The sequence below is a fragment of the Streptomyces sparsus genome (assembly GCF_054776295.1).
In genome coordinates, this window is the sequence record NZ_BAAHCA010000039.1 from 1 (window position 1) to 16263 (window position 16263).

Annotated in this window: 21 protein-coding genes, 1 tRNA gene and 1 riboswitch; of the genes, 15 read left to right on the plus strand and 7 right to left on the minus strand. The window is 70.5% G+C overall.

From position 1 onward, the window contains the following. A partial coding sequence (locus tag ACYVE9_RS04830) for a nicotinate phosphoribosyltransferase (protein WP_461026442.1) occupies positions 1–1258 on the minus strand: 1258 nt, incomplete at its 3' end. 120 nt (positions 1259–1378) lie between these two features. Here ACYVE9_RS04830 and clpS point away from each other — a divergent pair. The 7 genes from clpS to ACYVE9_RS04865 all read left to right on the plus strand — a co-directional run bounded on the left by clpS (position 1379) and on the right by ACYVE9_RS04865 (position 6311). Beyond that, positions 1379–1687 (plus strand): ATP-dependent Clp protease adapter ClpS, encoded by a 309-nt coding sequence (gene clpS / locus ACYVE9_RS04835; RefSeq protein ID WP_461026443.1) that lies wholly within the window; start codon positions 1379–1381, stop codon positions 1685–1687. Next, positions 1687–2283 (plus strand): DUF2017 domain-containing protein, encoded by a 597-nt coding sequence (locus ACYVE9_RS04840; protein ID WP_461026444.1) that lies wholly within the window; start codon positions 1687–1689, stop codon positions 2281–2283. Before clpS ends, ACYVE9_RS04840 begins: the two co-directional genes overlap by 1 nt. Before the next feature lie 336 nt (positions 2284–2619). Then, complete coding sequence (locus ACYVE9_RS04845; protein ID WP_461026445.1) at positions 2620–4218, plus strand: alanine/glycine:cation symporter family protein; 1599 nt, start codon at positions 2620–2622, stop codon at positions 4216–4218. A 92-nt stretch (positions 4219–4310) separates the two neighbouring features. Continuing rightward, positions 4311–4742, plus strand: coding sequence for a M67 family metallopeptidase (locus tag ACYVE9_RS04850; RefSeq protein WP_461026446.1), 432 nt, complete (start codon positions 4311–4313; stop codon positions 4740–4742). Positions 4743–4828: 86 nt separating this feature from the next. Continuing rightward, positions 4829–4924, plus strand: a complete 96-nt coding sequence (locus ACYVE9_RS04855) for a putative leader peptide (RefSeq protein WP_461026447.1) — start codon at positions 4829–4831, stop codon at positions 4922–4924. 149 nt (positions 4925–5073) lie between these two features. Beyond that, positions 5074–5361 carry a MoaD/ThiS family protein gene (locus ACYVE9_RS04860; RefSeq protein ID WP_461026448.1) on the plus strand — a complete coding sequence of 96 codons (288 nt, stop codon included), beginning with the start codon at positions 5074–5076 and terminating at the stop codon, positions 5359–5361. Beyond that, positions 5361–6311, plus strand: a complete 951-nt coding sequence (locus tag ACYVE9_RS04865) for a PLP-dependent cysteine synthase family protein (RefSeq protein ID WP_461026449.1) — start codon at positions 5361–5363, stop codon at positions 6309–6311. Before ACYVE9_RS04860 ends, ACYVE9_RS04865 begins: the two co-directional genes overlap by 1 nt. Positions 6312–6345: 34 nt before the next feature. Here the strand turns inward: ACYVE9_RS04865 and ACYVE9_RS04870 are convergent, their stop codons facing one another. After that, positions 6346–7206 carry a hypothetical protein gene (locus tag ACYVE9_RS04870; protein WP_461026450.1) on the minus strand — a complete coding sequence of 287 codons (861 nt, stop codon included), beginning with the start codon at positions 7204–7206 and terminating at the stop codon, positions 6346–6348. A 151-nt stretch (positions 7207–7357) separates the two neighbouring features. Here ACYVE9_RS04870 and ACYVE9_RS04875 point away from each other — a divergent pair, with 151 nt between their 5' ends. Continuing rightward, on the plus strand, positions 7358–8110 hold the full coding sequence (locus ACYVE9_RS04875) for an MBL fold metallo-hydrolase (RefSeq protein ID WP_461026451.1): 753 nt from the start codon (positions 7358–7360) through the stop codon (positions 8108–8110). Between the two features lie 214 nt (positions 8111–8324). On the opposite strand, the gene ACYVE9_RS04880 is transcribed toward ACYVE9_RS04875, so the two are convergent. After that, entirely contained in the window at positions 8325–9596 is a 1272-nt protein-coding gene (locus ACYVE9_RS04880) for a PTS transporter subunit EIIC (RefSeq protein WP_461026452.1), read from the minus strand. 539 nt (positions 9597–10135) lie between these two features. Between ACYVE9_RS04880 and ACYVE9_RS04885 the strand changes: the two genes are divergently transcribed. The 4 genes from ACYVE9_RS04885 to rdgB all read left to right on the plus strand — a co-directional run bounded on the left by ACYVE9_RS04885 (position 10136) and on the right by rdgB (position 12440). Beyond that, positions 10136–10369 (plus strand): glucose PTS transporter subunit EIIB, encoded by a 234-nt coding sequence (locus tag ACYVE9_RS04885; RefSeq protein WP_461026453.1) that lies wholly within the window; start codon positions 10136–10138, stop codon positions 10367–10369. Positions 10370–10516: 147 nt separating this feature from the next. Then, on the plus strand, positions 10517–11248 hold the full coding sequence (gene rph, locus ACYVE9_RS04890; RefSeq protein ID WP_461026454.1) for a ribonuclease PH: 732 nt from the start codon (positions 10517–10519) through the stop codon (positions 11246–11248). Positions 11249–11406: 158 nt separating this feature from the next. After that, a complete protein-coding gene (locus ACYVE9_RS04895) occupies positions 11407–11793 on the plus strand; it encodes a hypothetical protein (protein ID WP_461026455.1) in 387 nt (128 codons plus the stop codon). A gap of 35 nt (positions 11794–11828) precedes the next feature. Continuing rightward, positions 11829–12440 (plus strand): RdgB/HAM1 family non-canonical purine NTP pyrophosphatase, encoded by a 612-nt coding sequence (rdgB, locus tag ACYVE9_RS04900; protein WP_461026456.1) that lies wholly within the window; start codon positions 11829–11831, stop codon positions 12438–12440. A gap of 94 nt (positions 12441–12534) precedes the next feature. On the opposite strand, the gene ACYVE9_RS04905 is transcribed toward rdgB, so the two are convergent. The 4 genes from ACYVE9_RS04905 to bcp form a co-directional block, all read right to left on the minus strand. Next, positions 12535–12609, minus strand: a tRNA-Leu gene (locus tag ACYVE9_RS04905). Between the two features lie 9 nt (positions 12610–12618). Next, on the minus strand, positions 12619–13488 hold the full coding sequence (locus ACYVE9_RS04910; protein WP_461026457.1) for an HNH endonuclease signature motif containing protein: 870 nt from the start codon (positions 13486–13488) through the stop codon (positions 12619–12621). Further along, on the minus strand, positions 13485–14120 hold the full coding sequence (locus ACYVE9_RS04915) for an HNH endonuclease family protein (protein WP_461026458.1): 636 nt from the start codon (positions 14118–14120) through the stop codon (positions 13485–13487). Before ACYVE9_RS04915 ends, ACYVE9_RS04910 begins: the two co-directional genes overlap by 4 nt. Positions 14121–14269: 149 nt before the next feature. Next, positions 14270–14746: a thioredoxin-dependent thiol peroxidase gene (gene bcp / locus ACYVE9_RS04920; protein WP_461026459.1), complete on the minus strand. Its 477-nt coding sequence runs from the start codon at positions 14744–14746 to the stop codon at positions 14270–14272. A gap of 131 nt (positions 14747–14877) precedes the next feature. On the opposite strand from bcp, the gene ACYVE9_RS04925 reads away from it, so the two are divergent. From ACYVE9_RS04925 to sugE, 3 genes are all read left to right on the plus strand, one after another. Continuing rightward, a complete protein-coding gene (locus ACYVE9_RS04925; protein WP_461026460.1) occupies positions 14878–15198 on the plus strand; it encodes a DUF3618 domain-containing protein in 321 nt (106 codons plus the stop codon). A gap of 61 nt (positions 15199–15259) precedes the next feature. Next, complete coding sequence (locus ACYVE9_RS04930) at positions 15260–15562, plus strand: GroES family chaperonin (RefSeq protein ID WP_461026462.1); 303 nt, start codon at positions 15260–15262, stop codon at positions 15560–15562. Between the two features lie 66 nt (positions 15563–15628). Continuing rightward, a riboswitch (guanidine-III (ykkC-III) riboswitch) is annotated at positions 15629–15696 on the plus strand. A gap of 30 nt (positions 15697–15726) precedes the next feature. After that, positions 15727–16047, plus strand: coding sequence for a quaternary ammonium compound efflux SMR transporter SugE (gene sugE / locus ACYVE9_RS04935; RefSeq protein ID WP_461026461.1), 321 nt, complete (start codon positions 15727–15729; stop codon positions 16045–16047). The last annotated feature ends 216 nt before the right edge of the window (positions 16048–16263 follow it).

The following is a 16263-nucleotide window of genomic DNA, read 5'->3' on the forward strand; positions in this document are numbered from 1 at the left end:
CCCGGCGGTGCCGGTCGCGCGCGGCGTCCAGCGGCTCACGGGCCACCACCTCCCCACCGGTGATCAGTTCGACCAGGAGTTCGTGCCCGGCCAGCTCCTCCGGTACCCGTCCGGTGCCGAGCACCTCGGCCTCCGCGACACCCGCGGTGTCCCGGCGCCGCGCGGCCCACTTGACGCCGCCCACCGACAGCTTTCCGCCCATCGACTTCTTGGCGACCGGCCGCAGCGGAGCCGCCGGGTCGTCGGACTGCGCCCGGGCGACCAGCTTGTACACCATCGAGGAGGTCGGGTGGCCGCTGCCGGTCACCAGCTGGGTGCCCACCCCGTAGGCGTCCACCGGCGACGCGGCCAGGGAGGCGATCGCGTACTCGTCGAGATCGCTGGTGACGATGATGCGCGCACCGTGCGCGCCCAGGTCGTCCAGCTGCTGCCGCACCCGGTGCGCGAGCAGCAGCAGGTCACCGGAGTCGATGCGGACCGCGCCCAGCTCGGGCCCGGCCACCTCGACGGCGGTGCGCACCGCCTCGTCCACGTCGTAGGTGTCCACCAGCAGGGTCGTACCGCGGCCCATCGACGCCACCTGCGCGGTGAAGGCGTCCCGCTCGCTGTCGTGCAGCAGGGTGAAGGAGTGGGCGCTCGTCCCGACGGTGGGGATGCCGTAGCGGAAGCCGGCGGCCAGGTTGGAAGTGGAGCTGAAGCCGCCCACGTAGGCGGCCCGGGCGGCGGCGACCGCGGCCAGCTCGTGGGCCCGGCGGGCGCCCATCTCGATCAGCGGCCGGTCACCGGCGGCGACCGCCATCCGGGAGGCGGCGGAGGCGATGGCCGAGTCGTGGTTGAGGATCGACAGCACGACCGTCTCCAGCAGCACGCACTCGGCGAAACCGCCCTCGACGCGCAGCACCGGCGACCCGGGGAAGTAGACCTCGCCCTCCGGGTAGCCGAGCACCCGGCCGGAGAAGCGGTAGTCCGCCAGCCAGCGCAGCGTCGGCTCGTCCACGATCCGGGCCTCACGCAGGTAGCCCAGCACGCCCTCGTCGAAGCGGAAGTTGCTGATGGCGTCCAGGACGCGGCCGGTGCCGGCCACCACGCCGTATCTGCGGCCCTCGGGGAGCCGGCGGGTGAACACCTCGAAGGCAGCTCGGCGGTGCGCCGTACCGGCTCGCAACGCGGCCTGCACCATGGTCAGTTCGTACTGGTCGGTGAAGAGCGCCGTGGACGGCACCTCGACGGGCGGCCCCGGATCTGCGACAGCGTTCATACCGCGGATGCTACACGGATATCGTCAGCATGACGATATCCGGTGGGCTGCCGCCCGCGGTGTCGTGCCGGTGCTCCTCCGGAGTGGCCGTTTGCACACCCACCGGGGTCGGATGGCAGCATGGAAGGCGTGACCGTACCCATGGAAACCGAACTTCCAGAGGCCGACGAGGCAGCGCAGGTGGTGCCCGAGCCGGACGTTCCCTGGGTGACCATCGTGCACAACGACCCGGTCAACTTGATGAGCTACGTCGCCTACGTCTTCCAGTCGTACTTCGGCTACCCCAAGGACAAGGCGCAGGCGCTCATGAAGGACGTCCACCACAAGGGCAGGGCGGTCGTCTCCAGCGGCAGCCGCGAGGAGATGGAGCGCGACGTGCAGGCCATGCATGGCTACGGACTGTGGGCGACCCTGCAGCAGGACCGCTGATGGCGGGCTACTTCGAGCCGGCCCCCGACGAGGCGGGCGGCGCCCGCGCCGCGCTGGACGAGGTCGAGGTCTCGATCCTGCGCAGCCTCGCGGTCCAGCTGCTGGAACTGATCGGCCCCGGCGAGGAGCCCGACGCCGACGAGGACCCGCTCGCCGCCCTCTTCGCCGAAGGGCCCAGCAAGCCGCCCGCCGACCCGGCGCTCGCCCGGCTCTTCCCCGACGCCTACAGCCCACCCGGCGAGCCCGAGGACGACAACGCCCGTGCCGCGTCGGCCGAGTTCCGCCGGTTCACCGAGAGTGACCTGCGCGCCCGCAAGCGCGACGACGCGCTCGCCGTCGTCCACGCCCTCGACGCGCTGGCCCCGGACGCCGCCTCCGGCGCGGTGCTCACCCTCGGGCCGGACGAGTCCCGGCAGTGGCTCGGCGCCCTCAACGACCTGCGGCTCACCATCGCCAGCAGGCTGGGCATCACCGACGAGGAGGACAGCGGCGGGCTCTACTCGCTGCCCGACGCGGACCCCCGGAAGCCCATGGTCATGGCCTACCTCTGGCTGGGCGGCCTCCAGGAGACACTTCTGGAGACGCTGCTCCCGTGAGCCCCGTTACGAGCACGTAACGTGACCACGGAGTGGTCGATTATCGAGCGTCTTGTGAATCTGAGCGCAAAAGGAGTCCGTTTTGTGGGGATTCTTCGCCTCGTGACTCGACCGTAATGCGGACGTGTGACCCAGGTCACACTGTCGTGGTTGCTCTCCGTGGTACTAACTCCCAATCCGTTTTTTGCGGGGGACCGTCTCACCCCGCCGAAGTCTCGGACGGCACCAACGCGCTCGGCCTTTGGACATCGAAGTTCGTCTGTCCGCTCGCATTCGCACCGGCACCGCGCCGCGTGCTCCTTCCGTTCCCGCTGCCGTATTAGCCAGAGGTAGGCCATGGCAAACAGCGAAACCACCTGGACCGACTCGGTCAACGACGCCGTCAACAGCGTCTTCGAACCGGTCGCCCAGTTCCTCGGCGACGTCGTCTTCTTCAGCGTCGACATCTTCGGAACCAGCTTCCCGCTCATCGTCGGCTGGCTCGTCGTCGCCGGTGCGATCTTCTCCGCCTACTTCGGGCTGGCCCAGGTCAGGCATCTGAAAACGGCCTTCAAGCTCGTCCGCGGCAAGTACGACCAGGGCGACGCCCCCGGCGAGATCAACCACTTCCAGGCGCTCACCTCTGCGGTCTCCGGCACCGTCGGCCTCGGCAACATCGCCGGTGTCGCCATCGCCATCTCCATCGGTGGCCCCGGCGCCACGTTCTGGATGATCCTCTGCGGTCTGCTCGGCATGGCCACCAAGTTCGTCGAGTGCACCCTGGGTGTGAAGTACCGGGAGTTCAACGCGGACGGCACCGTCAACGGCGGGCCGATGCTGTACCTGCGCAAGGGCCTCGCCGAGCGCGGCCTGCCCGGGCTGGGCAAGGTCCTTGCGGCCCTCTCCGCCGTCATGATCCTCTTCTTCACCTTCTTCGGCGGCAACCTCTTCCAGGTCAACCAGTCCCTGGAGCAGATCGTCGCCGTCACCGGCGGCCGCGACGACAGCCTCTTCGGCACCAACGGCGGCGCCATCTTCTACGGCCTGCTGATCGCCGCCACCGTCGCCCTCGTGCTCATCGGCGGCATGCGCTCCATCGGCAAGGTCACCAGCCGCCTGGTGCCCTCCATGGCGATCCTCTACGTCATCGCCTGTCTGCTCGTCATCACCTTCAACATCACCGCCGTGCCCGAGGCCCTCGGCACGATCTTCACCGAGGCCTTCAGCCCGCAGGGTGTCGCCGGCGGTGTCATCGGTGCCCTGATCGTCGGCTTCCAGCGCGCCGCCTTCTCCAACGAGGCCGGCATCGGCTCCGCGCCGATCGCCCACGCCGCGGTCAAGACCAAGCGCCCCGCCACCGAGGGCCTCGTCGCGATGCTCGAGCCCTTCATTGACACCGTCGTCATCTGCACCATGACCGCGCTGACCATCATCATCGCGGGCGGCCCGAAGTACCTCGCCGCCCGTGAGGCCGTCGCCGCCGGAGGCGACGTCAGCGAGGTCGACCGCGGCGCGGCCAACGTCGGTATCTCCATCACCTCCGACGCGTTCGACACCGCACTGCCCTGGTTCCCCTACGTGCTGACCGTGGCCGTCGTGCTCTTCGCCTTCTCCACGATCATCACCTGGAGCTACTACGGCCTGAAGTGCTGGGGCCACCTGTTCGGCCACAGCAAGACCTCGGAGCTCATCTACAAGGTCATCTTCTGCGCCATGATCGTCGTCGGTGCGCTGCTCTCCCTGGGCGTCCTGGTCGACCTGTCCGACGCCACGCTGTTCATGGCGGCGCTGTTCAACATCATCGGCCTGTACCTGCTGGCCCCCGTGGTCAAGAAGGAACTGCGCAAGGTCCTCGAGTACGTCCGCCGCCGCGACGCCGGCGACAGCGAGGAGCAGATCGAGGCCGACGAGGCCGCAGCCGAGGAGGCCGAGGCAGCCGCCCGCGTCTCCAAGTAACCCCGAGCCCCGGCTCGTCCCCGAGCCCGGCTCACGCACAGGTCCGGCCCGCCCCGACAGGGGGCGGGCCGGACCTGCTTATGCTGTCGCCCATGCTGACCCTCACCCGCGAACTGCACGACCGGATCGTCGCCCACGCCCGCGCCGACCACCCCGACGAGGCATGCGGCGTGCTCGCCGGCCCCCTCGGCACCGGCCGCGCCGAACGCTTCGTCCCGATGCTCAACGCCGCCCGCTCACCCACGTTCTACGAGTTCGACTCCACCGACCTGCTGAAGCTCTACCGCGAGATGGACGACCGCGACGAGGAGCCCGTCGTCATCTACCACTCGCACACCGCCACCGAGGCATACCCCTCCCGCACCGACGTCAGCTACGCCGGCGAACCCGGCGCCCACTACGTGCTCGTCTCCACCGCCGAGTGCGGCAACGACGAAGGCCCCGTCTCCTTCCGCTCCTTCCGCATCGTGGACGGCGAGATCACCGAGGAAGAGGTCAAAATCGTGGAGTCCTACAACCACTGACAAGCACTGACACACACTGAGACGCCCTCGTCCGCATGATGAAACAAGCGAGCGATTCCGCCCCCGGGAATCGTTACGATGAGCCCATGGTTATCCACGACGTGAGCAACAAGGCCCCGGGCACCCTGCTCGTCGCGCGCCTCCACGTCGACCTGTGCCGCCTCTCCAGCGCCATCTGTTGAGACGTCGGCCGGGCTGCGCCCCGACGGCGCCGCCGCCGCACGTCCCGACCCGCTCACCCCGCTCGACCTGCCCGACCCTGCTTCGTCCACCACCCGTGCAGCGCCGCAGCCCCTCGCGCACCCACCCGAGAAAACACAGGAGCACCCCCATGGCCATCGAGGTCCGCATCCCGACCATCCTCCGCACCTACACCGACGGCCAGAAAGCCGTCGAAGGCAACGGAGACACCCTCACGGAGCTCTTCGCGGACCTCGAGACCCGCCACAACGGGATCCAGGAGCGCCTCATCGACCCCGCCAAGGGCGGCGAGCTCCGCCGCTTCGTCAACGTCTACCTCAACGACGAGGACGTGCGCTTCCTCGACGGCGTCTCCACCAAGCTCACCGACGGCGACAGCGTCACCATCCTCCCGGCCGTGGCCGGAGGCATGCGCTGATGCGCTACGACTCCCCGCTCGCCGCGGTCGGCAACACCCCCCTGGTGCGGCTGCCGCGGCTCTCACCCGCCGAGAACGTGCGGATCTGGGCCAAGCTGGAGGACCGCAACCCCACCGGCTCGATCAAGGACCGCCCCGCGCTCCACATGATCGAACAGGCCGAGAAGGACGGCCGGCTCACCCCCGGCTGCACCATCCTCGAACCCACCTCCGGCAACACCGGCATCTCCCTCGCCATGGCCGCCCGCCTCAAGGGCTACCGCATGGTCTGCGTCATGCCGGAGAACACCAGCGACGAACGCCGCCAGCTGCTCGCCATGTGGGGCGCCGAGATCATCTCCTCGCCCGCCGCCGGCGGCTCCAACACCGCCGTCCGCGTCGCCAAGGAGATCGCCGCCGAGCACCCCGACTGGGTGATGCTCTACCAGTACGGCAACCCCGACAACGCCGGCGCGCACTACGCCACCACCGGACCCGAGATTCTCGCCGACCTGCCCTCCGTCACACACTTCGTCGCCGGGCTGGGCACCACCGGCACCCTCATGGGCGCCGGCCGCTACCTGCGCGAACACCGCCCCGACATCCAGATCGTCGCCGCCGAACCCCGCTACGACGACCTCGTCTACGGCCTCCGCAACCTCGACGAGGGCTTCGTGCCCGAACTGTACGACGCGGCCGTGCTCACCTCGCGGTTCTCCGTCGGCTCCGCGGACGCCGTCGCCCGCACCCGCGAACTCCTCGCCCAGGAGGGCATCTTCGCCGGCGTCTCCACCGGCGCCGCCCTGCACGCCGCCATCGGCGTCGGCCGCCGAGCCCTGCGCGACGAACAACCCGCCGACATCGTCTTCCTCGTCGCCGACGGCGGATGGAAGTACCTCTCGACCGGCATCTACACCGCCGAGAGCACCGAAGCAGCCGTCGAGATGCTGCACGGCCAGCTCTGGGCCTGACGGCCTCAGGGCCGGGTGACCCGCGGGGCCGCCGTCAGCCCACCCGGCCACCCGGCCCCACCCGGTGCACCTCCAGCCCCGGGTGGGCCAGCAACCCCGCCACCAACTCCGCCGAGCCGGCCACGTAGGTGCTCACCAGGTCCACGTCCCCGCCCAGGCACCAGGCGCGGTCCTGCGGCCACCACAGGTCGGGCAGCTCCGCGAACTCGTCCAGCGCCACCACGGAGGTCGCGTCGGCCAGCGCACCCGACAGCAGCACCTCCTTCCGGTCGGGTGTCTCGAACAGCGGGAAGCGGTCGAAGTCCCACTTCCCGTAGCCGTGCCACAGGCCGAACCAGCAGCGCTCGGGAGTACCGGTGTGCCGGGCCAGCACCGGGATCAGGGCCTCGGCGACAGCCAGCGGCGTCGGACCCGGCGAGGGAGCCTCGTCGAAGAGTCCGGGCACCTCAAGCCCGAACGCCTCGTAGGGGTCGAGGTCCGTCCCGAGCAGCTCGTGCCAGGCGGTGAGCGGCCCCACCCCGCGCCCGTGGGCGGCGGCCACCGCCGCCCACGACACCGGTCGGCCGTCCATCGAGGCGGGATGCAGGACCCTCGCATACGCCGGGAAACCCGACGCGGCGACTCCCGCCACCGTCCCCGTACGGCGGTCCGGAGCGGGCTCGGTCAGCCAGCCGGCCGGACCCACCTCGTCCGCGCACACCCGCAACTGTCCGTACCACTCGGGAGCGGGGCCCGGGGAACCGGACCGCACGCAGCCCCCGCCCTCGTCGTCCGGAGCGACACCCGGAACAGCCGACCCGCCGCGGCGCGGCAACCGGCCGAAGCCGTCCACGAGAGCCGCCACCAGAGCCAGTGCCACCACCACGCCCAGCGCCAGCCACAGGGACGTCTCCACCGGCACCTCCTGGGAGCGAAACGATCCGTCGACCGTACCCCGCACTGGTGATTCCGCCCACACCGGCATTGTCCCGAGGAGCCGCGAGCCGCCTCGCGGCTTACCCTCGGGAAACCCCCATCCACCGGGCTGCGCGGAGGTTCCCACCCCTATGAAGCTCACCGTCGTCGGCTGCTCGGGCTCGTTCCCGTCCGCAGAATCGGCCTGCTCGAGCTACCTCGTCGAGGCCGACGGCTACCGGCTGCTGCTCGACATGGGCAACGGGGCGCTCGGCGAACTCCAGCGCCACTGCGGGCTGTACGACCTCGACGCCGTCGTGCTCAGCCACCTCCACGCCGACCACTGCATCGACATGTGCGCCTACTTCGTCGCCCGCTACTACCGGCACGAAGGCGGACGCTGCGCCCCCATCCCCGTACTCGGCCCGGCCGGCACCGAGCAGCGCCTCACCACCGCCTACGCCGACACACCCTCCGACAAGGCCATGAGCGAGGTCTTCGACTTCCGCACCCTCGCCTCGGACACCTTTGAACTCGGCCCCTTCCGGATCACCACCGCCCTCGTCGCCCACCCCGTGGAGGCCTACGGCTTCCGCATCGAGCACGGGAACTCCGTACTCACCTATTCGGGTGACACCGGGGAGTGCGAGGCCCTGGACGGACTGGCCCGCGACGCCGATCTCTTCCTCTGCGAGTCCTCCTTCACCCACGGCAAGGAGGACGTGCCGGACCTGCACCTCAACGGCCTGGAGGCCGGCCGCTGCGCGCAGCGCGCCCGAGTCGGCCGCCTGGTCCTGACGCACATCCCGCCGTGGACAGACCCGCAGGTCAACCTGCGCGACGCCAGGACGGCCTTCGACGGCCCGGTGGAACTGGCCAGGCCCGGCGCCGTCCACGTGTTCTGAGCAACGCGGGGCGAGCGGGATCGGGCCGGACCGGACCGGGCCGGGCCCGATCCGGGGCGGGGCGGGCGGAACGGTTCGGGTGGCGCGCCCGGGCGGGACGGTTCGGGACACGACGAAGGGGCGGGTCCAGGAACCTCGTGGTTCCGGGACCCACCCCTTGATGGTGTCCGTGGGCGGTGATCAGGCCCGTTGGCCGATCCGCCCTCGCCGGTGATCAGGCCTTGTAGTTGGCCTTCTCCAGCTCGGCGATCTCCTCGTCCGTCTCCCGACCGGGGGTCGGGAGGTTGAACTTGGTGATCGCGAACCGGAAGATCACGTAGTACAGAGCCGCGAAGCACAGACCCACGATCACGATGCCGATCGGGTTCGTGGAGATGCCGAGGTTGAGCGTGAAGTCGATGGCACCGGCCGAGAAGCCGAAGCCGCTCTTCATGCCGAGCGCCCAGGTCAGCGCCATCGAGATGCCGGTGAGCACCGCGTGGATCGCGTACAGCACCGGGGCGATGAACATGAAGGTGAACTCGATCGGCTCGGTGACACCGGTGACGAAAGCGGTGAGCGCGATGGAGAACATCATGCCGCCGACGACCTTGCGCCGCTCGGGACGGGCGCAGTGGTACATGGCCAGGCAGGCGGCCGGCAGGGCGAACATCATGATCGGGAAGAAGCCGGTCATGAACTGCCCGGCGGTCGGGTCGCCGGCGAGGAAGCGGGCGATGTCGCCGCTCTTGCCCTCGTAGGAACCGGCCTGGAACCACGGGAAGGAGTTCAGCAGGTGGTGCATGCCGACCGGGATCAGCGCACGGTTGGCGACACCGAAGATGCCCGCGCCGACCGCGCCGGAGCCGACCAGCCACTCACCGAGACCGTGCAGCCCGGAGCCCAGCACCGGCCAGATGAGGCCGAAGAGGATGCCGATGAACAGGCCCGCGAAGGCGGAGAGGATCGGGACAAGACGGCGGCCACCGAAGAAGCCCAGCCAGTCCGGCAGCTTCTTGCGGTGGTAGCGCTGGTAGAGCAGGGCGACCACGATGCCCATCACCACGCCGCCGAGCACACCGGCGTTCACCGAAGGCGCCACGTCGACGATCTCGCCGTCGACGATCTCCTGCACCTTGGGCAGGCTGTCGTCGGTGAAGACCTTCAGCACGTTCTGGAAGGTCAGGTAGCCCACGACGGCCGCGAGGCCGGTGGAGCCGTCGGACTTCCGCGCGAAACCGACCGCGATGCCGACCGCGAACAGCAGTGGCATATTGTCGAGCAGGGCACCGCCGCCGGCGGCGAGGAACTCGGCGATCTTGTTCACGAACGCCGGGAAGTTCTCGCGGCCGAGCATGTCGCCCTGACCGAGACGGAGCATGAGCGCCGCTGCGGGCAGCGTCGCGATCGGCAGCATGAGGCTACGGCCGATGCGCTGTGCTACAGCCATCGCGCCGGAACCGCGGCCCTTCTTGTCCGCTGCGGGTGCAGCGTCAGCCGTGGACATAACACTTCCTCCAGTGGGCAAGGCGCCGCCGGGGACGTGGAGAACGGAGAGACGGCGGCGTCTTCATCGTGCTGACTTCGTGGTCTACACCACTCAGTGGTTTAGACCAGTTCTAGCACGGGGACGAGGGGATAAGGAACCCGTGATTCCCCCTCCCGGGTCACGATTGAGCACACACTCCCGGGTACCCGCACACTCCCGGAAACGCTCTGTCCAGACCCTCTCACCGGCCGTGTGCGGCACCCCCGAAAAAGCACCGCCCACCCCCCGAACACACCACCCGCGAGCACTCCGGCACCTTCGTCGCCCGGCGCCCCGACGAGCGACGGACCGACTCGGCGGCGCAGGGGTTTTGCCCCCGCCCGCAAGCTGGTGTAGACCAGTTTCCCACGGGCCGGCGCCCGCCCACCGGCGCCCACCGGTCACCGCCGTCCCCGGCACCCACCCAGCCTTCGCCCGTGAGGATGGGCCAACCGTGGCCTAGTGTTGCAATCTGGGCCAAAGATCAGTGGGCTGCCCGACACACAGGAGATACAGACATGGCCAGCAAGGCTGAGAAGATCGTCGCCGGACTCGGTGGACTCGACAACATCGAAGAGATCGAAGGCTGCATCACCCGCCTCCGCACCGAGGTCGCCGACGCCTCCCTCATCGACGAGGCCGCCCTCAAGGCCGCCGGCGCCCACGGCGTGGTCAAGATGGGCACCGCCATCCAGGTCGTCATCGGAACCGACGCCGACCCGATCGCCGCCGAGATCGAAGACATGATGTAACACCCCGAGCGCACACCCCGCGTCGTGACAGCGCACAACCCACCCCGTGCGCCCACACGGCACCGGCCACGCGGACCCGTACCGCCGCACCCGAGGCCCGTTCCCCCGCGGAACGGGCCTCGTCGCGCACCCCGCTAGGCTCCCCTCATGTCACGCATCGACGGCCGCACCACCGAACAACTCCGCCCCGTCACCATCGAACGCGCCTGGACCAAACACGCCGAAGGCTCCGTCCTCATCTCCTTCGGCGACACCAAGGTCCTCTGCACCGCCAGCGTCACCGAAGGCGTACCCCGCTGGCGCCGCGGCAGCGGCCAGGGATGGGTCACCGCCGAGTACTCCATGCTGCCCCGCGCCACCAACACCCGTGGCGACCGCGAAGCCGTCCGCGGAAAGATCGGCGGCCGCACCCACGAGATCTCCCGCCTCATCGGCCGCTCCCTGCGCTCCGTCATCGACTTCCGCGCCCTCGGCGAGAACACCGTCGTCCTCGACTGCGACGTCCTCCAGGCCGACGGCGGCACCCGGACCGCCGCCATCACCGGCGCCTACGTCGCCCTCGCCGACGCCATCACCTGGAGCCAGCAGAAGAAGATCGTCAAAGCCAAGGCCCAGCCGCTCACCGGCACCGTCTCAGCCGTCAGCGTCGGCATCATCGACGGCGCCCCCATGCTCGACCTCTGCTACGAGGAAGACGTCCGCGCCGAAACCGACATGAACGTCGTCTGCACCGGCGACGGCCGCTTCATCGAGGTCCAGGGCACCGCCGAGGGCACGCCCTTCGACCGCGCCGAACTCGACCACCTGCTCAACCTCGCCGTCATCGGCTGCGCCCAACTCGACGGCGCCCAGCGGCAGGCACTCGCCCCCGCACAGTGAGCCGGCCCCGAACCGCGGGCCCGACAGTGAGCCGGCCCCGAACCGCGGGCCTGATCGAGCCCGGTGAACGCAACCGGGTGTCGACGCCCGGCGTCTGGGCAGATACGGGCCGCACGGATCACACCGTGCGGCCCGTCCGGACCGAAAGAGGAGACCCCGTGCGCCGAAACCCGGCCCTCCGCACCACCGCAGCCGCCCTCACCCTCGCAGCCGCCGGCGCTCTGCTCACCGGCTGCGGCGCCCTCGACCGGGCCCTGGACTGCGCCAACGTCGCAGTCGTCGTCGCCGACAGCGCCGACGACCTCCAGCAGGCCGTCAGCGGAGCCACCGAGGACCCCGCCCAGGCCCGCGAAGCCCTCGACCGCATCGACAAGAACCTCAAGCGCATAGACACCAGCACCGGCGACAGCGACGTCGGCGCCGCCGCCGACGACCTCGGCAAGGCCGTCGACAACGCCCGCACCTCACTCGACAAGGGCGAAGTCCCCGACGTCGGACCCGTCGGCGACGCGGCGGACAAACTCACCAAGGTCTGCACACCCTGAACCCACCACAGCCGACCGCGGGAATAATCACCACCATGCAGCGCCTCGTACTCGCCACCCGTAACACCCACAAGGTCACCGAGCTCCGCGCGATCCTCGACGCAGCGGGGCCGGCCCTGGAACTCGTCGGCGCCGACGCCTACCCCGAGGTGCCCGACGTCAAGGAAACCGGCGTCACCTTCGCCGAGAACGCCCTGCTCAAGGCCCACACCCTGGCCCGGGCCACCGGCCTGCCGGCCGTCGCCGACGACTCCGGGCTGTGCGTCGACGTGCTTCACGGCGCACCCGGCATCTTCTCCGCCCGCTGGGCGGGCCGGCACGGTGACCCCGACGCGGACCGGGCCAACCTCGAACTCCTCCTCGTCCAGCTCGCCGACATCCCCGACCACCACCGCGGCGCCCACTTCGCCTGTGCCGCCGCCCTCGCCCTGCCCGACGGCACCGAACACGTCGTCGAGGGCCGACTGCGCGGCACCCTCCGCCACGAACCCAGCGGATCCGGCGGCTTCGGCTACGACCCGATCCTGCAACCCGACGGGGAGAACCGCACCTGCGCGGAGCTCACCCCCGCGGAGAAGAACACGATCAGCCACCGCGGCCAGGCCTTCCGCGCACTGGCCCCCACCATCACCCGCCTCCTGACCTGACCCACGCAGCCCGCTCGCCCGCCCGGCGCGGGCGGGGACGGGGGAGGGGGCCGGCAACGGCGAGGGCGTGGCAGTCGCCTGCCACGCCCTGGGGTGGGGCCGACGAGATTCGAACTCGCGCTGTCCAGCACCTAAAGCTGGTGCCTCCTGCCAGTTGGGCTACGGCCCCGCAGCCACTTTACCGGGTGGTGTCCGGCCCTCGCCACGAGTTGCGAGCGGCTCTCCTCCGGGAGAAAGTCCGGGACTGGCTGTGGCAGGAAGGGCACAGGAAGCGCAGGTTCTCCCGTCTGTTGTCGGCCCTGTCGCCGTTGACGTGATCGACCTCCAACACGAGAGGCCGGTTGCGCCACCGGTCTCCCAGACCGCACTCCGCGCAGTGGTAGGCCGCGCCCACCTCCAGCAGCGCCCTGCGCAGCATCGCCGACTTCGCCCTGGGAGCCCCGGTCGGCAGGCGGCGCAGAATCTCCCCGGCGGGTTTTCGCCGTCCGGAGGGAACCCCGCGGAAGTGCCCCTGGCCGAGCAGATGATCTGCCGGGACGCCGAGCTCGGTGCACCACTGCTTCACCCGCCGCCGGGTGGCGGTCGTCACGGGGAGGCCAAGACGGCGGGCCACCTCACTCAGGCTTCGGGCACCCGTGGCTGCGGTGTGCAGTGCCTGTCGGGTGGGAACGGGATGACCGCCATGAGGTGAGGCCGTGAAGTGCGACGTGTCGATGCCGAACCCGGCGAGCCTCCGTTTGAGGTGGCTGTAGGCGCTGTCGTATGCCGGAATGCCCAGTTCTTCGAGCACCTCCCGGAGGGAGTGGGCACGGACTGCGGCTTCCCGGAGACGCGTTTCGGAGTAGCGGTGCCGAGAAGGGCTGGGCGTCCGGGCGTCCTCGAAGTGGCTGGTGTCGACACCGAGGTCGGCGAGGCGGGAGCGGACACGTCGCAAGGAGCCGCTGTTCAGCGGTCGGCCGAGGCGTCGCAGCAGGTCCGTGTGGCTGGTGGCCTCCGCGGCTGCGCGTACGAGTTGTTCTCGACTGCACCGAGAACGACCCGTGCTCACTGGTTGCCCTCCATCGACGGCCTGCCCTTCCGGCCGCGGAAAGTGTCCGTGACCGCATGGCAGTTGGGGCAGAGAAGCCGCAGATTCAGCGGTCGGTTGTCCCACCAGTCACCGTTGACGTGGTCGACCTGGAGCCGAAGCGGCCTGCCGTTCCACACGGGCCCCGTTCGGCACTCCGCGCAGGTCTCCGGGACGCCGATCGAGAGCAGCGCGCGCCGCAGTCGCTCGCCGGGCGCTCTTCCGTCCGTGGGCGAACCCAGCACCAGCGGACTGCGACGCACCCTCCTACCGGAGTGGGACCTGCCGGTGAAGTGATCGGTACTGATACCCAGTGCGGTCAGCCGTCGGCCGATGTGGGCGTGGTTGCCGCCCACCGGGCTGATGCCGAGGTGCCGCAAGACGCCCGCTGTGCTCGTCGAGTCGGCGACGGCCTTCCGCAGCCGGCTCTCGGTGTGGCGCACGCCCTCCCGTTGCAGGTGGGAGGCGTCGATGCCCCACCGGCTCAGCAGCCGGCGAGCGTACCGCCTGGAACCGTCGGTGGGCCTGCCGCCGAGCGCGGTGACCACGTCCGACAGCGTTGTGGAGCGGGCCACCGCTGCGGTGAGGGTGTCCCTGGTGTAGTGGGCCGGCACGTGTCCCTCCCCGGGGGATGGGCCGGCGGGTGCTGGGCGGGTCCGGCCGGGGCGCTGCGGGCGCTCCGGCCGGACGTGTGTGGCCGGCTCGTACAGGTCAACGAACGTCAGCGGTGCCGGTTACGCCGGACGGGGGAGGGGCGGCCGGGTCAGGCCGCGGTGACTCCCAGGTCCTTGAGCAGCTTGGCGACGTGGCCGGTGGCCTTGACGTTGTAGAGGGCGTGCTCGACCTTGCCCTGCTCGTCGACGACCACGGTGGAGCGGATCACGCCGGTGACGGTCTTGCCGTACAGCTTCTTCTCGCCGAAGGCGCCGTAGGACTCCAGGACCGTCTTCTCCGGGTCGCCGACGAGGGTGACGCGGAGCTCCTCCTTCTCGCGGAACTTGGCGAGCTTCTCCGGCTTGTCCGGTGAGACCCCGATGACGTCGTAGCCGGCCTCGGCCAGCAGTTCGAGGTTGTCGGTGAAGTCGCAGGCCTGCTTCGTGCATCCGGGGGTGAGGGCGGCGGGGTAGAAGTAGACGATGACCTTGCGCCCCGCGTGGTCGGCGAGGGAGACCTGCTTGCCGTCGGCGTCGGGCAGGGTGAAGGCGGGGGCGGGGTCGCCGGGCTGCAGTCGCTCGCTCATTGTGCTCCTCACAGGCTGGGGGTGAACTCCTCGAGAGTAGCCAGCCGGGCGAGCGGGGGTGTGATGGGGCAGGTCGGGGAACAAGCTGACAGACTGTTCGGCAGCACTGACGAGACGACGGAGGCAGAGCGGTGGCGGAAGCCAGAACGCCCGCGCAGATCGAGGCTGAGATCGCCCACCGGCGGCGGGAGCTCGCCGTCACGCTGGACGAGCTCGCGGTCCGGGTGCACCCGAAGACCATCGTGGGGGACGCCAAGGCGCGGGCCGCCGCGGCGGTGGACCGCACGGCCGGCCGGGCGTACATCGCCGCCAACCGGGCGGTGACGGGCGTGCGGGCGCAGTTCGTCGACGCCGACGGTTCGCCCCGGCTGGAGCGCATCGTGCCGGCCGCCCTGGTGGTGGTCGCCGTGGTGGGGCTGCTCGCGGGGTCGGCTCGCCGTCGGCGGTCCTGAGGCCCTGGGATACGGTCGTGCCGTGAGCTCTCATCCCACCCACGACAAGCTGCCCATCCGGATGCTGCACGACCGTGTGCTCGTGCGGACCGACATTCCCGAGGGGGAGCGCCGGTCCTCCGGCGGCATCGTCATTCCCGCGACCGCGGCGGTCGGCCGGCGCCTGTCGTGGGCGGAGGTGGTGGCGGTCGGCCAGAACGTGCGGACGGTCGAGCCGGGTGACCGGGTGTTGTACGACCCCGAGGACCGTGCCGAGGTGGAGGTGCGCGGCGTCGCGTACGTGCTGATGCGCGAGCGGGACCTGCACGCGGTGGCGGCCGAGCGTCTGGCCGGCAGCGAGGACTCCACCGGCCTCTACCTGTAGCCGGCGCGGTCCTGCCCGGCCGTCGCCCGCCCGCCGTCGGGCGCTGCCCCCATCGGCGGCCCGGCGGCCCGGCTGGCATACTTGACGTACCCGACGAGACGCGCCGTACCGGGACCCTGCAAAGACGACGCACCCCGTAGCCCGATCTTCACGGAGGTGCCGTCATGGCGTGGGTTCTGCTGGTTGTCGCCGGTCTGCTCGAGGTCTGCTGGGCGGTCGGCATCAAGTACACCGAGGGTTTCACCCGGTTGTGGCCGAGTGTGTTCACGGTGGCCGGGTTCGCCGCGAGCATGCTGCTGCTGGCGCAGGCGGTGAGGACGCTGCCCATCGGTACGGCCTACGGGGTGTGGGTGGGCATCGGTGCGGCCGGTGCGGCGATCGTGGGCATGGTGGTGCTGGGTGAGCCGGTGACCGCGGCGCGGATCTTCTTCGTCAGCCTGCTGCTGGTCGCGGTGGTCGGCCTCAAGGCCACCTCCGGGCACTGAAACCGGGCCGGGCACCGACTCGGGGCGGGCACCTCACCGGGACGGCACCGACTCGGGACGGACACCGAACCGCGCACAGAGCACCGAACCGCGCCCCGCACACCCCCGCCACCGGAACCGCCCTCGCCACCGCGCCCCGCCCCGCCCCGCCCCCGGGTCAGCCGTTGGGCGGGCGGAAGGCGCCGCCGGTGAAGTCGGGTGGCAGGCCGTCGGAGG